Origin of the sequence: Streptomyces sp. NPDC005963 (assembly GCF_040638655.1) — a bacterium.
Classification (GTDB): Bacteria; Actinomycetota; Actinomycetes; order Streptomycetales; family Streptomycetaceae; genus Streptomyces.
In genome coordinates, this window is the sequence record NZ_JBEXVD010000013.1 from 78,271 (window position 1) to 92,780 (window position 14,510).

Below are 14,510 nucleotides of genomic sequence, written 5' to 3' on the forward strand. Positions count from 1 at the left end.
TTCTCTCTAGGGAAGGGACAACTCCAGCACCATCAGCCCCCACAACAGACGGGAGTGGTCCTGGCTCTCCCCATGTTCCCCGACAACCCTCCGCAGGGCTGCCGCACTCAGATATCCATCGGTGCAGAGCCGCGGCTCGTTCAGCACGTCGAGGGTGAAGTCCCAGAGATGGGAGCCCGCGCGCATGAAGGCATCGATCGGAAAGGTGAACGGCTGCTTCTGACGTCCCTGGACCCCCGGTGGAACGACTCCCACGCCGGCGTCCCAGAGGATCAGCTTCCGACGGTCCCCGTCCACCTTCACCCCGTCCGGCGCACCACGGGCGAATCGGGTCACGGCCGGTTGGCAGTACGGAACACGACACTCGATCGCGTACGCCATGGAGAGGTGGTCGAGCTTGCGCAGATTCAGACTCGGCAGCTTGTGCAGCCGGTCGAAGGTCAGCAACTGCTCCAGACGGGAGGACGCCGGGCGGCTGAGCAGCTCCAAGGACCGTTGTCGGCTGCTCGCACCGGAGTCGATGTGTTCGCGGTACTCGCGAGTGTAGAGCTGTCGGTACTGCGCCTCGGGGACCAGCGACAGCCGGTCGAGATAGCGGGACGGCCAGGTGTCGTCCCTCGATGCAAGTGCGGTGCTGTAGCGGCGGTAACCACCGAACTGCTCGTCCGCGCCGTCCCCCACGAAGCAGACGCGGAAGCCGCGCCCCGAGATCTCTCGGAACAACGCGTACGCACTGAGCGCATGGGGCGTTGCGTTGGGTGTGCCCAACGCACGTACCATGGCCGGAATCAGATCCGGCAGCTCCGCGTCCCGGACCTCCACCACCTCCAAGGCGATCCCCGCGTGTTCGGCCGCCTCCTTGGCATGCACCAACTCGTCCGAGGAATGGGTGCCCTCGTGGGTGACGTGGAACCCGGTCACATCACCGCGGAGCTCGGTCAACAGCGTCGCGAGGATGCTTGAGTCGAGCCCGCCGGAGACCTGTACGGCGATCGGCGCCGATTGGAGTGACATGTGGGCCACTTCCCGGCCGAGGAGGGCACCCAACCGTTTCGGGGTGTGCACATCCTCGGCCACCGGCGGATCGGGCAGGTGGGTGCGTTCCAGGACGGTCGTCCCGTTGCAGATCAGTCGCCCACCCGCGCGGAGCGAGGAGGTCCCCTGGTACCAGGGCGAGCCGTCCGGTAGGCACTGCCAGTTCATGTAGTCGTCGACGGCTGATGGGGCCAGCTCCGGTGACGTGGGCAGGAGGGCGTCGAGTCCGCTGAGCTCGGACGAGAACGTGACGGCACCGCCCTCGACGGCGTAGTACACGCTCTTGACGGCCAGCGGGTCGCACCACAACTTCAGCTGCGCGCCGGCCCGCAGGTCCACCACCGCGATGGCGTACATCCCTTCGAGCCGGTCGACGAACCGGTCCCCGTGGAGCTCGTAGTACGGCAGGAGGACCGAACCGTCCGAGTCGCCGGCGATGCGCACACCGTGTGCGGCGAGCTCCTGCCGGATGGCCCGGAAGTTGTAGATCTCCCCATTGAACACCGCGTACACCGACCGGTCGGCGTTGGCGAACGGCTGGCAGCCGTGCGCCGGGTCCTGGATGGAGAGGCGGTTGCACCCCAGACCCCAGTTCGATCCCCGTACGTGGTGCTGCTCATCCGGACCGCCCGACAGTTGGGCGTCCCGTGCCGCCTCCAGAGCGCTCGCCTCGACCGCCCGTCCGAAGTATCCGTAGATCCGACACACTTTCCCTCTCCTTGCGGCGCGATCGTGCGGATTCGTGCAGATTTGTTCAGACTCGGTCTCAGACGGAGGTGTTGTTCTCACCGGCGGGTGCCGGGCGGCTGAGCGCCCACTGTTGCAGCGGTAGCCCGTGCTCGGCCGCGCCGCGCGCTTCCATGGAACGCAACAGGTCGCGCAGGAGGGGTACGTCGGCCCTCGCCTCGCGTGCGCGGAAGCAGTACTCGTTGGAGATCTCGGCGTTCCAACTCATCGTCTCGTGCAGCTCGCGCTTCAGCAGGTCCAGGAACTCCTGCCCGCTGACGAACGCCTGCGCCTCGTCCCGCGCCCGGCGGATCCCGGCGAACGCCCCGTCAATGAGATCGAGCCACTCCAGCACGGCCTCGGGCGCCTCGGCCGGGCTCGACACACCGTAGGCGTTGAGATGGCGGAACCGTGTGGTGAGACCGGACAGGGACGCGGGGAGCCGGGAGAGGAAGCGGGCGAGGTACTTGGGGTTGCGATTGGTGTTCCCGTGGACGTGGGTCAGACCGCGGAAGGTGTCCACCCCGAGCTTTCGGGCCGCGATCAGTGCGGATTCGTAGTCCTTCTGCACCCACATGCCCGCCAGGTCGCGGAAGTCGGGATAGCTGCCGACCGCCGTGCGGAAGGCCGTGTAGGCCAGCTCACCGGGTCGCAGGTCGGTCGTGATCCGCTCGAACTCGGGCGCGTTGGTCAGGGGGACGCCGTACGTCAGACGGGACAGCAGCCGAAAGTCGACGGAGGAGGCGGCGAAGCTGGATGATTTGCGGGCGCGGCTCCTCATGTGGTCGTACAACTGCGCGTGTGCCGCGAGCATGTGGGAGATCTCCTCGACCGTCCAGTACTCGACGTCCACTCCGAGCAGGCTGTGGGGGAGGTAGTCGAAGCTGGCCTTCACCCGGTCACCGCTGGTGTAGTACCGCATGTGCCCTTCCCTGGGGAAGGTGTCGCGGTGGAACCGGTGGTCCTTGGTGGGTGCGAAGACCGAGAAGTCGAAGTCCGAGGACGGGGTGCCCGAACCGTCCACGAGGGAGCCGGACAGCATCAGTACATCGCCGTCCACCAGATGGATCTTCGCCCGCACGGCCTCCTCGTCGAATGCGTCCATGCCACTGACTGCGGAGATGTGTTCGTGGAAGGAGAGCACGGCTGTTGTGGTACCTCTCTGTTCATGGTCCGGCCGGGTGACTCGGTTGTAGTGGACTCCACACTGCGCAACAAGAGACGGATTCAGGCCGTTCACCGGAGCGGGGATCGATGGGGGCGGTACCACAACGGCGGTATGCCGTGCGTCGACGGGAGTACCGCTGCGCACCCGTCGTCGAACGTCCGTACCTCATGGAGACAGTTGGTCTCGAAGCAGGTCGGCGAGTCGATCGACCTCGTGGCGCACATCGCGGAACGAGTATCGGAAGCGGAAGGTGGGCAGTGCGGTGAGGGCGGTGTGGGTGCGCAGGAGACCTGCGGGATCCGGCTCATGGCCGAAGATGTTGAGGTGTTTGTTGGGAAGCGGTAGGACGGCCCGGTCCAGCAGTGCCCCACGGCCGGTCGGAGGGACCGGGGAGAACCCCGTATCGGTGGGTTCGTCGGCCAGGCTCAGATGCACGATCGCATCCACCGTGAGGGACCGCCCGATCTCGGTGCCCAGGAGGTCCGCGTACTCCCAGGGGTAGATCAGTGCCGTGCCATGCTGTTCGATTCCGGATGCCCGGAGGCTCGGCAGTGTTTCGTTGGCCGGGTGGGACAGGGACGTCACGACGGATCGGGCCCGCTCCGGTCCGAACAACAGGTCCAAGGTGTCCAGTCGTACCGAAATGGAACGCGGCCAGCCCGTCCCCGTGACCGGTCCCGCCACGGGATCCACCGTCAGGCTCACATCGTCGTTGCAGACCATCACACCGGAACCGTTCAGGACGCTCGCCATGATGAAGGAGGTCTTGCCGGCTCGACTCCCACCGACCAGGGCTACCCCGAGGCCGTTCAGTTCGACGAGCCCGGCATGGAGGAACAACACTCCGCGTCTGCTGGCGGCCGAACGGTGGATCGCCCGGGTGGCCCGCAACAGGGACTGGGTGACCCATGCATCGCCGCGGGGTGCGAGGTGGAACAGGGTCCTTTCGGTGTGGTCGACCGCATAGTCGACGGCGACTTCGCCCAGCGCGGTGACCGACTCGGCCACCGCCCCGTCCGGCGGCGTCGCATGGGAGGCCACCCGCCATGTGCCCGGGTCGGAGGGGCCCGGTTGGAGCGGAAGATAGGGCGAGGCGAGCCGCTGTAGGTCTTCTGCCACGTTCTTCGTGCACAGCAGACCGGTATGGGCGAAGGGCGAGCGAATGGTGTAGTGATCGGTCGAAGTGTCGGCGTCCATTGTGGTGAATCACCCCCGTGTCCAGGGCCGGACGGAAGGGAACCGTACGGCGCGAGTGCCCTCGGTGGGCCGGATGGGTCGGCTGGTGCGTTCCCCCAGGCTGTTCAGCGCCCCCCGCCCTGATCCGTCACGAACGGGCCGCGGACGTCCCACCCCAGTTCGTCCGGGCCGCGGAAGAAGACGCCGTTGGTACGGGCGGAGGGAAGCGCGAGCAGTTCGACGAGATCGGAGGCTGCCGGCCCGGGGGAGCCCGGGGCCGAGTCCGTACCCATGTCCGTCCGGATCCACCCCGGACAGTAGGAGAGGGCAGAGAGATCGCCGGATGCGTCGGCGAAGTGCCGCGCCAGGGTGAGGACGAGGGAGTTGAGGGCCAGTTTGGACGAGCGGTACGCGAAGGAGGAACCGTCGGCGTCCTGGAGCCGCCCCATCCCGGACGAGACGCAGACGATCCGGCCGGAGCCCCGCGCGATCATCCGGGGCGCATGGGCATGTACCAGTCGAACGGCTCCGAACAGGTTGACCTCGAAGGTGTCCCGCAGGTCTTCGGGAGAGAGGGAGAAGAGATCCCCGTACCCTCGGCGGGGATCGTCGAGGTACACGCCCGCGTTGCTGACGACCACGTCCACGTCCTCGTCGGCGAACAGCTCGTCGGCCGCCGGTCGACGCAGGTCGAGCATCCGGTAGTCATCGAGGGCGTCGTTCTGCGGGGAAGCAGTCCGCCCCACTCCCAACACGCGGTACCCCGACGTCTTGAGCGCACGGCAGATGTGGCGCCCCAGACCGCGGGAGACACCGGTCACCAAGGCGCTCGGCGTGTTGTGGACCATGGCGGCTCGCATTCCTCCCGTCTTCACGGAGTGGGTGCGGTGCGGGGGAGCCGGACTCCCCGTACGCGCGCTGATGGACGGCGTGCCGCCCGGGACGACGGCTGACCGGAACCACCTGGAGGTGGAGCGGTTTCCCAGGTGACACCACCCGTTGACCGATAGGATCCGATGGACCGGACCCCGTCGAAACAGTGCGCTCAGATGGCCGCTGAACAGGGCGAGTTGTGCGGGGCTCAGGACCGGACGAGGGGAAGAGCACATATGCGCGGGCATCGGTTACTCGTCACGGGGGCCAGCGCGGTGGGCACAACCACCCTCGGTCGCACCCTGGCCTCCTTGCAGTCGGTTCCACACGCGGACGTCGACGACTACCTCTGGCTCCCCACCGCACCGCCGTACACCCATAAACGCCCCGTGGACGAACGGCTCGCCCTGATGCACGCGTTGTTCGTGCCCCGTGCGGCCTGGGTCCTGTCGGGATCGCTCAAGGGATGGGGCGACAGCATCATCGAGCAGGTTGACGGTGTGGTGTTCCTCGCGCTCGACCCGAGGACCCGCATGGAGCGGTTGATGAGCCGCGAAGTGCTCAGATACGGGGACACGATCGCAGCGGGCGGAGCCAATGAGGCGGCCCACCGGGACTTCCTGGACTGGGCGCGGGGCTATGACGATGCCTCCCTCTCGGGTCGGAGCCTGGCCAAGGACGAGCGTTGGCTTGCCGAGCTCCCCTGTCCTGTGCTGCGGCTCGACAGTGCGAAACCGGTCGAACAACTGGTGGCCGAGGTCGCCGAGTGGCTCGACCGTGCGGTGTCCCCGGACGATCCGCAGTCATGAGCACCCCATCAGCGCCCACGATCCGACGCCTGATCGAGCACATTGCAAGGGGGGATGCCGAAGCGCTCGACGGCAGGGGAGTCAATGCGTCCCACCGCGTGGTCGACGGTGAGCGAAACCTCTCCGTGAAGGTCCACTGCGAGGCACGCTCGACCGCACGGGAGCTGCTCCGCATTCGGAGCGTCGACGCAGAACTGCGGGGGACCGCGTGGTATCCCCCCGTACTCAACATCGGGTTCCACGGGGAGGAGCGTCCGCGACTGGTCGTGGTGCGCCCCTTCGCACCGGGAGAACCCGCGCAGGACACCCGCGACCACATCGATCAACTCGCCCTCGTACTCCGCGATTTGAGCGGACGGACCGCCCGTACCGCGATCCAGGAGGAGCTGATCGCCGACTATGCGTCGCCGTGGTTCGGTGCCGGGGAACGAGAACGCACGATCGGGGCCTTGGACGGTGAAGGGCGGAGTCTGGTGCGGTCGCTGGACATCCACCTCGACGATCTGCGGACCAGCGCACTGCGCCTGACCCGTACGGACGAGCCGGTGATCTACCACGGTGACCTCCACGGTCGGAACCTGCTGACGGACGGGTCCGGTTCCCCGACCGTCATCGACTGGGACGAGACGGGCTACTCCCTGCGACCCGCCGACGCCGGCAAGGCGTTGTGGCTCTCCTGCCGCCGAGGACGGGGTGACTTCGAACTGGATCCCGTGGCAGCCCGTCGCTTCGTCGAACGCCTCCACACGCACCTGCGGATTCCCTACGCCCGCACCGGTGATGTGGCGAAGTTGGGGGCGATCTGGTTTCTGCCCCGGTCCGACCATCTGTCCCTGCTCGCAGAGCGCGATGCTGAACTAGTCCCTTGGTACCTCGGTTGGGTCTCCCGATTCTGGTCCCGTTTCGAGGCCAACACGGAGCTGCTGCTCCGCACGGCCGAGGCCCTCGACGCACGCGGGAGCACGGACGACGAGCAGCGGTCATAGTCCCACCGCGCCCTTGAACTCGTCGGCCAGCCTGGCCACGTCCGCCGCACTGCCCAGGGAACAGCGCAGGACCGGGAGTTTCGCGAGGTGTTCCAGGAAGCCTTCGAACGACGGAGGCGGGGCACGGTGGCGGACGGGGACCCGGAGCCAGTCCTCGCCGTACAGATTGTCATCGAGGGAGAAGCAGTTCCGTCGGACCACCTCACCGGTGTGATCGGGTGTCGACGGCTCCAGCAGGTACTCCGCCTCCCGGTCGATCCGGGGCAGGATCACCCCTGCGAGTGGTGCCTGCGGTACGACATCGACCCCCAGGAGGCGATGCACCTCCTGTGAACTGAGCTTCAGTTTGTCCTCGCCCTGGAACTGGTCCCAGTCCGACCCGGCTCCGGGCAGTCCCGCCCGTACGGACCAACGGTCGAAGTCGCTGATGCCCATGACGTCCAGCGACCCCTTGTTGATGGCCAGCGGCAGCGGGCACGCCGTGACGTCGTAGGAGTGTCCGCGCCGGTCCAGGTGCATCCGGTCATTGCCCATCCAACCGGCGGAGGGCAACAGCCTGGCGAGCGCGATCGCCGTCGTCGACTTGCCGGCTCCGGAGTCCCCGATCACCAGATAGGCGCCGTCGTCGAAGACCAGCGCCGAGGAGTGCAGCACCAGTGAGCCCTCGGCCTTGGCGATCCGCGTGGCCACGTCACGGACGATGCGGGTGAGCCACCGGTCCCCGAGGCCAGAGCGGGGACGCACGATGACGGCGCGGTCCTCGGTGCGCACCAGCGCCGCCACCTCGTCCGAGTTGACGTCCCGCAGGGTGAACACCGTGTGGGCGTCCGCGTCGAACCTCGGCAGTCGGTAGTTGCGGGTGAGCTCGAACTCCCCCCGTCGACCGCCGTCCGCCGCCACACGCAGCAACGAATCGATGTCGGCGGGGTGGAGCGGCAGATCGACCACCGTGAGGTCGGGTGCAGGTCCGGATTCCCGCTCCGGCTCCGGCGTGACGTCGAAGACCCCCAACATGCCCGGCGGACAGAAGGTCTCCGACACCAACGCGTCCGCCTCGGGCGAGAGGGTGACGACCTTCAACAGATGCTCCCTGACCCGCAGAAGGCGCGTGGTCGCACCGGCGGGCTCCACGGCCACGAGTTCGCTGACATTCATCAAAGCTCCCAAAGTGAGTACCGGATTCACGCCAGGGGGCACTGCCGCGCCACACCGCGACGGAAAACCGTCCAGGTCGTGAACCCCATGTCGAGCAGTACTTCGACCACCTCCGGGTACTGGTCGCAGATGCGACCGGGAATGTGGGCGTCCGAAGCGAATGTGAGGGGAACGCCGAAGTGGAGCGCCCGTTCGAGGAGGTCGAATTCGGGATACCAGCCCCCGCACTTCTTGGTGTTCCCGGAGGTGTTGATCTCCATCACGGCACCGGAGTCCCGTATCGCCCGCAGCATCTCGTCCGCCGCTGCGGGTGCCGGGACGGAACCCAACTCGGGAAAGTTGCCCTTGAGCGCGTCCACATGGCCGATGACGTTGAAGAGGTCCGAACGGGCACAGTCGGCCACCGTGCGGAAGAACCGGGACTTGAGCGCGGGAAGTTCGTCCGGTTCGACGGACTCCCACCGGGAGGCGTCGAAGATGTCCTTGCCCTCGAACATGTGCACTGACCCGATGATGTAGTCCAACGGATAGGGGCTCAGCGCCGCGGAGTAGGCGTCCACCTTGCCGTGGAAGTAGTCGGCCTCCGTCGACACGAGGATCTCGATGCTGTGGGCGAACTCCTCCTTGAGGGCGAGTGCCTCCGCGATGTAGGACGGGAACTGAGACTTCGGCATCGCCACCGGAGGCAGTGCGTGGTCCTCATCGGCGGCGAACATCGGGGCGTGGTCCGAAAGCCCGAGCACCTTGACGCCCTTGTCGAGCGCTTCGACGACGTAGTCCCGCAGCGCGCCCGTGGCGTGCCCGCACCGCTGGTGGTGGGTGTGCAGATCGATCACGCGTCACACCGCCAGATATCCGCCGTCGACGACAAGATCGGTACCCGTGATGAAACTCGCATCGGACGACAGGAGGAAGGCGATCGGCGCCGCCACCTCGGACGGGTCCGCGAAGCGTTGGAGCAGGAACTTGCCACCGTGCTCCGGCGCGGCCTCGGCCGCCGCCCGGTCCAACCCCAATGCCTCACGGTGGTACCGCTCGTTGTTGGCGTTCCACACAGTCCCCGGGCTCACCGAATTGACCCGGATGCCCCGCGGAGCCAGGTCCTGGGCCAGACACCGGGTGAGACCGAGCACGGCCGTCTTGCTCGTGTTGTACGTGAGATAGCCGCTCTGCGCGATGTGCGCCGAGATCGACGCCATGTTCACGATCGCCGCGTCCGCCTGGTGTTCCGGCAGTCCGGCGACGAACCGCCGGGTGATCAGGGTCAGACCGACGATGGTGGGATCGAGGACGTCGTGCCAATCCGTCGGCGTCGCCTCCAGTCCCTTGAAGACGAAGCCAGCGGCCAGGTTCACCAGCAGCGTCGGCGTCGGCCAGTCCACGGGAACACCGGCGAAGGCCGCGTCCACCGCCGCCGCGTCCGTCACATCGCCCACGGCCAGCTGCACCGCATGGCCCTTGTGCTGCCAGTGGTCCACCAGGGCACGCCCGTGCTCGGCGCTCCTGTCGTAGACGACGACACGACAGCCCTCCGAACACAGCCGCTCGACGACCGCTGCGCCGATGCCCTGTGCACCGCCGGTCACCACCGCCGTGCGCCCGGCCAACCCGCGCGGGAGATCGCTCATGCTTCGACTTCCTTTCCGGTGGCCGTCCATTGCCGTACGAGGTCGAGGACTGCGGGACGGGAGAGGTGTTCCGTGGCCCCGTGGGGAGCGACCGTCTCGCCGGAGTCCTCGGTCAGGTTGTGATCACCCGCGAGGGCCGCCAACGCCGCCGCCGACACCCCTCGGTCGACCAGTGACCGCCCGAGGGCCGTGCTGGTGACGCCCTCTCCGTCGGCTGCCGCGAAGTACCGCCAGGTCTGGAACATCCCCTCCAGATGACCGGCGGACAGATGGACCCCGTTGCGGCCCTCGGAGAGCGGGGGCAACCCCTGCGCGTCGACCAGGGAGTGCAGGGTGCCGCGGAGCGAGGAGGACGACGCGGCAGCGGGGTGCAGGGCTCCCAGCAGGTGCGTACGCAGGTCCTCGACCTCTCGGGGGCTGTGGCACTCGACCAGGCCCACCAGTGCGGAGGGGCTGTCGTACTGTCCGACCAGGGCGGGGAGGAAGCCGTTCAACACGACCACGGTGCGCCCGTTCAGCTCCAGCACCGAGGCGTACGACCCCGAGCCCAGTTTGTGGATGCCCGCTCGCCGACAGCGGTCGTCGATGGCGGCGGGGGACAGATCCGTGTCCTGCGTCATCGCATCGAACGCGCCGAGGACCTCCACGGCCCCGGAAGCATCGAGGAGCGAGCGCACCTCCCGCCGTGCCGCGGTGCACAGTGCATGGACCCCGTCAGCGGCGACCCGGTGCAGCCGGGGGTAGTGCAGCAGGAGGTAGCGGCGCTCGGCGAAGTACCGGGCGGGCACCAGCGCACAGCGCAGGACGTTCACTTCCCCTTCGCGGAGCACCCGGACGACCTCGGACATCGCATCGGCCGCGTCGGCGGTCTCCAGGACCTCGGGTTTGACCAGGGTGACGAAGTGGGTGCCGGTCACCGGTGTCGGACGGTGGTACGGACCGGTGTCCTGCCGGCGCCCCAGTCCATGGGCCTCGGCGACGACGGTGCGTATGCGTGCCTCGGTCACCACAGGGTGATGCCCGTCTCGATCAACTCCGCCGTCAGGTCGCCGGTGCCGGCCACGGCGGCGTTCACCAGATCGGTGAGGGCCGACTCCTCGGCGTCCACGGTGGTGACGACGACCTCGTCCGGCCGCTCCAGCGGAGCCTCCTTGGAGGTGAAGATGTGGACCTGGGCGGGACCGCCGAACTCCTCGTGCACCTGTTGGGCCAGGCGCATCGCCATGACGTTGTAGATCTTTCCGGTGTGGTCCAGCGGGTTCTTGCCGGCGGGGGCCTCGATGCTCATCGGCCGCATCGGGGTGATCAGGCCGTTGACCCGGTTCCCCCGGCCGACCACGCCCACGTCGCCGGTGTCCGCCACAGAACCCAACGCCGTCAGATAGGGGCGGCCGTTGCGGTCGGTCGCATTCATCAACATGCGGAAGTCCCCGATCTTCAGGGACGTCACGAACTCCTCCAACTCCTGCTGGATCACCGCCTTGCGGGCGAGATAGTGGTCCATCGACTCGATGTGGGCGGCGAGGAACGGCATGTTGACCACCAGGCTGAACGTCTCGCCGCGGCGGCTGCCGAACACCTTGACGTCCCAACCGGAGTCCGGATGACGCTGTTTGAACGCGGCCCCGTTGATCAGGTGTTCCAACTCCGACACCGCGGTCTCCAGCCGGGACAGCGGTGCATAGCCGTGCAACAAATTGGTGTCGTTGGAGACCAACCCGGGCGAACGCAGCGGCACCAGCTCCCCGGGCGACCCCGGCTGGTAGCGCGACACTCCACGGCCGGAGCCCTGGTGGTCGACCACACCGATCTCGACGACCAGATGCCGGGTGGCATCGAACCCGGTGGTGACCTGCGACAGTACGTCGGCAGCGGCCCGGAACACGATGTCCTGTACCGGGATCTCGGTGTCGCCGACCCGGAAGGCCCCCTTCCCGAAGACCTTCACACGATAGGGCGCGGTCAGCTCCCCCCGGCCGTAGTCGATGTCGGCGCCGCCCCCGTAGAGCGTCACCTTGTCGAACCAGTGGTGTGCCACACCCCCGAACTCCTTGAGGCAGTGCAGGGAGTAGTAGCGGGACATGCGCTCCGCCATGGCGTCGCACATGGTGTCCGGGTGCCCCACCCCCTTGCGCTCGACGAGTTCGTACGGCAGGTCCTCAACCGTTCGGGAGTCCCGTTGTATCGAGAGCATTGACCTTCTCCCTTGCTCGTGGCCGGCAGACGTCAGGAGGCGAAGTCCAGGAAGGCGGCCCTCGCCTCGGATTCGGGCAGGCCGTTCGGTGGGCTCTTGAAGAGGATGGCGGCGGCGTCGTCCACGGTGCCGGACAGACCCCGATCGGTGGCGGCCTTGCCCAACCGGACGGCGTTCGCGATGACACCGGCGGCGTTTGGGCTGTCCTCCACGGTGAGCTTCACATCGATCTCCACCTCCGAACCGAGGACGGACGTCGCCTTGATGTGGGCGAAGCACACCTTGGTGTCGGCGAGATGCCCGATGAACCCGGTGGGCCCTGCCACACCGTCGACGTCCGTCACACCGGCCGCACGCAGCGCATTGGCCTTGGAAGCGAACTTGGAGGCCGAACGTCCGGCGTCGGCCAGGTTCAGGAAGTCGGTGTTGCCGCCGACGTTGAGCTGGTAGGTGCTCGACAGCACCAGCCCCCGGCTGAGCAACAGCTCGATCAGGGTGGTGTGGAGGGAGGTGGCCCCCACGTGGCTGCGCAGATCGTCACCGAGGAGAACGACTCCCGCATCCGCGAACCTCCGGCGCAGGTCCACGTCCCTGGCCAGTTCCTCGGGGGTGGCGTTGACCACGGCCACCCCGGCGGCGAGCGCGGCGTGGGCGAACATCCGGATGGCCTGGGACGCCCCGGTGGGCAGGACGATCACCAGGACGTCGACGTCGTACTCGGCCAGGGCCTTGCTGACGTCCTCCTGGGTGGCGTCCCGAGCGGCTGCGGCGGGTTCCACCACTCCACCGAGCGGGCCCGCGAGACCGTCGAGGACCGGTGCGGCGAGCACCGGTGCGTTGCGGTCGGCCCCGAGCGCGGCGAAGTCGGTCGCGCAGATGGCGGGCGCGGTGAACGCCTCCGCCAGGGGGAGCCCGACCTTGGCCGCGTCCACGTCGAACGCAGCGACGATGCTCACGTCCGACAGCCGGTAGCCGCCGACCGTATGACACATCAGGCCGGGCAGCCGAGTGTCCGGGTCCGCCTGTGCCAGGGCGACGAACTGGCTGAAGCTCCAGGCACAGTTGCCGGCACCGGCAAGCGCCACACGTACGGGTTTCATGACAGGGGTGGTTCCTTTCTACGCGAACACCAACTCCAACTCGGCAGCCCAACCCTTGACTTCCGTGATTCCCTCCAAGACCTGACTGACAAGAACCGACTCGGGGAGTGCGGCGGAGCGTTCACGACGGACCTCAACCACTCGTGTGACGGGGTGGTGCGGTGTGCGCGACCGGATCGACACCTCAGGCTCCCCACGGTCGGGGCACCCGACGGGCCGATGCGCTGTGCGTTTCGGCCCAACGGCGTATCGAGTCGTGCAGCACCGGCGCGGTGTCCGCCACCCGATCGGTGACCGCGAACGGTTCGGTGACCGAGAGATAGCCCTGGTAGGCGCGGAAGGCGGTGACCCTCTGCAACTGGGCACGGTCCAGGTACTGCTCGGCGAAGGGCAGGTAGAAGCGGTTCCACTGGTCGGGTGTCACGAAGGGAAGGTGGTCCAAACGGGCCACGCCGGCCTCGGCACGCCAGGAGTTGAGGGAGTCGAGGATGGTGTCGAACACCTCGTCGACCCGTTGGGCCAGGTCACCGCGCCCGAGGACGGACAGTCGATGGCCCGGGGGAGGCCCACCCGCGACGGTGCGGACGATGTGGTCGGCCACGTCGTCCGTGCTGACCATGTCGAGGAGCGCCTTCTCGTCGCCCACCAGGGCGGGCACGGCTCCGCTGCACAGGGCGGAGGGGAGCCAGAAGAACCCGCTGTAGCGATCCAGCCGACCGTCGGACCTGGCTCCTATCACGATGGGAAACCGGACGATGTCCGCGCTCTCCCGTTCGCTGCGCAGCAGACGTTCAGCCGCGGCCTTCGACCACTCGTAGGAGTTGCGGTAGGCGTCGGGCGAGGGCGAGGCGAAGGTGCCCTCCAAGCCGGTGACGTACGAGGAGGAGAGGTGAATGAAGTGGGTCTCGGGTCCGACGGCGGACAGGAGGGCGCGCAACGGGGCGATGTTCGCCTCGGCGGCCCGCTCGGTGGGGAGGTTCCAGCGGGTGTCGGCGGCGCAGTGCACCGCGGCGGTCCACGGCCCGCGCAACGCGTCGGGCACCGCTTCCCGCCCGATGCGCCACGCGTACTGCCGCTCACCCGTCCCGCCGCGACGGCTGACGCCGTACGTCTCGTACCCCGCGGCGTCCAGTGCGCGTTGCACGGCACTGCCCACGGCGCCGGTGGCGCCGGTCACCAGGATGCGTGCGGGCGATCTCACGAGACCGTGATCCGCCGCTCGATGGCCCGGAGCATGTGTTCGGAGTTCTCGCGCAGGGCCTTGGCCGCAACGGGGTTGAGCATGTCGGCCAGGAGGGGGATGCCGATCTCGAAGTCGACCGAGAACGTGACCACGGAGGTGCCGTCCCCGCCGTCCTCGACCCGCCAGTACCCGCGGAACTCGTCGAGGTCGCCGGAGACCTGGGTGAACGTCATGGTGCGCGTCGCCTCGTCGAGCTCGTCCTCCTCCACCCACTCCAGTACGGAGCCCTTGAGGAGGACCGACCACTCGCTGACGCGTGCGCCGGCCTCGGTCTGCCCCCGCACGGTCACCGATTCGACGTTCTCCATGTAGTCGGCGTAGTCCTCCAGCCGGGTGACGGCTTTCCAGGCATCGGTGGCGGGGGCCTCGATCGGCAGATTGACTTCGACGTGGGGCATGGCTCTCTCCTTTGGCAGG

Annotated in this window: 14 protein-coding genes; 2 read left to right on the forward strand and 12 right to left on the reverse strand. The window is 67.8% G+C overall.

All coding sequences use genetic code 11. The annotated features are described in order from the left end of the window. Positions 1-6: 6 nt before the first annotated feature. From asnB to ABZ348_RS19130, 4 genes are all read right to left on the reverse strand, one after another. The gene (gene asnB, locus ABZ348_RS19115) at positions 7-1,743 is read right to left on the reverse strand and encodes an asparagine synthase (glutamine-hydrolyzing) (protein ID WP_358934468.1); all 1,737 of its coding nucleotides are present in this window, start codon (positions 1,741-1,743) and stop codon (positions 7-9) included. Between the two features lie 58 nt (positions 1,744-1,801). Beyond that, positions 1,802-2,866, reverse strand: a complete 1,065-nt coding sequence (locus ABZ348_RS19120) for a hypothetical protein (RefSeq protein ID WP_358934470.1) — start codon at positions 2,864-2,866, stop codon at positions 1,802-1,804. A 228-nt stretch (positions 2,867-3,094) separates the two neighbouring features. After that, positions 3,095-4,126, reverse strand: a complete 1,032-nt coding sequence (locus ABZ348_RS19125) for a hypothetical protein (RefSeq protein WP_358934472.1) — start codon at positions 4,124-4,126, stop codon at positions 3,095-3,097. Between the two features lie 104 nt (positions 4,127-4,230). Further along, on the reverse strand, positions 4,231-4,953 hold the full coding sequence (locus ABZ348_RS19130; RefSeq protein ID WP_358934473.1) for an SDR family NAD(P)-dependent oxidoreductase: 723 nt from the start codon (positions 4,951-4,953) through the stop codon (positions 4,231-4,233). A gap of 261 nt (positions 4,954-5,214) precedes the next feature. On the opposite strand from ABZ348_RS19130, the gene ABZ348_RS19135 reads away from it, so the two are divergent. Beyond that, positions 5,215-5,787, forward strand: coding sequence for a hypothetical protein (locus ABZ348_RS19135; protein ID WP_358934475.1), 573 nt, complete (start codon positions 5,215-5,217; stop codon positions 5,785-5,787). Next, the gene (locus ABZ348_RS19140; protein ID WP_358934477.1) at positions 5,784-6,773 is read left to right on the forward strand and encodes a phosphotransferase; all 990 of its coding nucleotides are present in this window, start codon (positions 5,784-5,786) and stop codon (positions 6,771-6,773) included. The genes ABZ348_RS19135 and ABZ348_RS19140 overlap by 4 nt, the downstream gene beginning before the upstream one ends. On the opposite strand, the gene ABZ348_RS19145 is transcribed toward ABZ348_RS19140, so the two are convergent. From ABZ348_RS19145 to ABZ348_RS19180, 8 genes are all read right to left on the reverse strand, one after another. Next, entirely contained in the window at positions 6,768-7,928 is a 1,161-nt protein-coding gene (locus ABZ348_RS19145; RefSeq protein ID WP_358934478.1) for a hypothetical protein, read from the reverse strand. The two genes, ABZ348_RS19140 and ABZ348_RS19145, sit on opposite strands and share 6 nt — an antisense overlap. Positions 7,929-7,954: 26 nt before the next feature. Next, entirely contained in the window at positions 7,955-8,764 is an 810-nt protein-coding gene (locus ABZ348_RS19150) for a histidinol-phosphatase (RefSeq protein ID WP_358934480.1), read from the reverse strand. A 3-nt stretch (positions 8,765-8,767) separates the two neighbouring features. Continuing rightward, positions 8,768-9,556 carry an SDR family oxidoreductase gene (locus tag ABZ348_RS19155; protein ID WP_358934482.1) on the reverse strand — a complete coding sequence of 263 codons (789 nt, stop codon included), beginning with the start codon at positions 9,554-9,556 and terminating at the stop codon, positions 8,768-8,770. Further along, complete coding sequence (locus ABZ348_RS19160; RefSeq protein WP_358934483.1) at positions 9,553-10,563, reverse strand: hypothetical protein; 1,011 nt, start codon at positions 10,561-10,563, stop codon at positions 9,553-9,555. The genes ABZ348_RS19155 and ABZ348_RS19160 overlap by 4 nt, the downstream gene beginning before the upstream one ends. After that, complete coding sequence (locus ABZ348_RS19165) at positions 10,560-11,750, reverse strand: methionine adenosyltransferase (protein WP_358934485.1); 1,191 nt, start codon at positions 11,748-11,750, stop codon at positions 10,560-10,562. Before ABZ348_RS19165 ends, ABZ348_RS19160 begins: the two co-directional genes overlap by 4 nt. Before the next feature lie 32 nt (positions 11,751-11,782). After that, positions 11,783-12,850 (reverse strand): inositol-3-phosphate synthase, encoded by a 1,068-nt coding sequence (locus tag ABZ348_RS19170; protein ID WP_358934487.1) that lies wholly within the window; start codon positions 12,848-12,850, stop codon positions 11,783-11,785. A gap of 184 nt (positions 12,851-13,034) precedes the next feature. Continuing rightward, positions 13,035-14,051, reverse strand: a complete 1,017-nt coding sequence (locus ABZ348_RS19175) for an NAD(P)-dependent oxidoreductase (protein WP_358934488.1) — start codon at positions 14,049-14,051, stop codon at positions 13,035-13,037. Then, positions 14,048-14,491 (reverse strand): SRPBCC family protein, encoded by a 444-nt coding sequence (locus ABZ348_RS19180; protein ID WP_358934490.1) that lies wholly within the window; start codon positions 14,489-14,491, stop codon positions 14,048-14,050. Before ABZ348_RS19180 ends, ABZ348_RS19175 begins: the two co-directional genes overlap by 4 nt. Positions 14,492-14,510 lie beyond the last annotated feature (19 nt).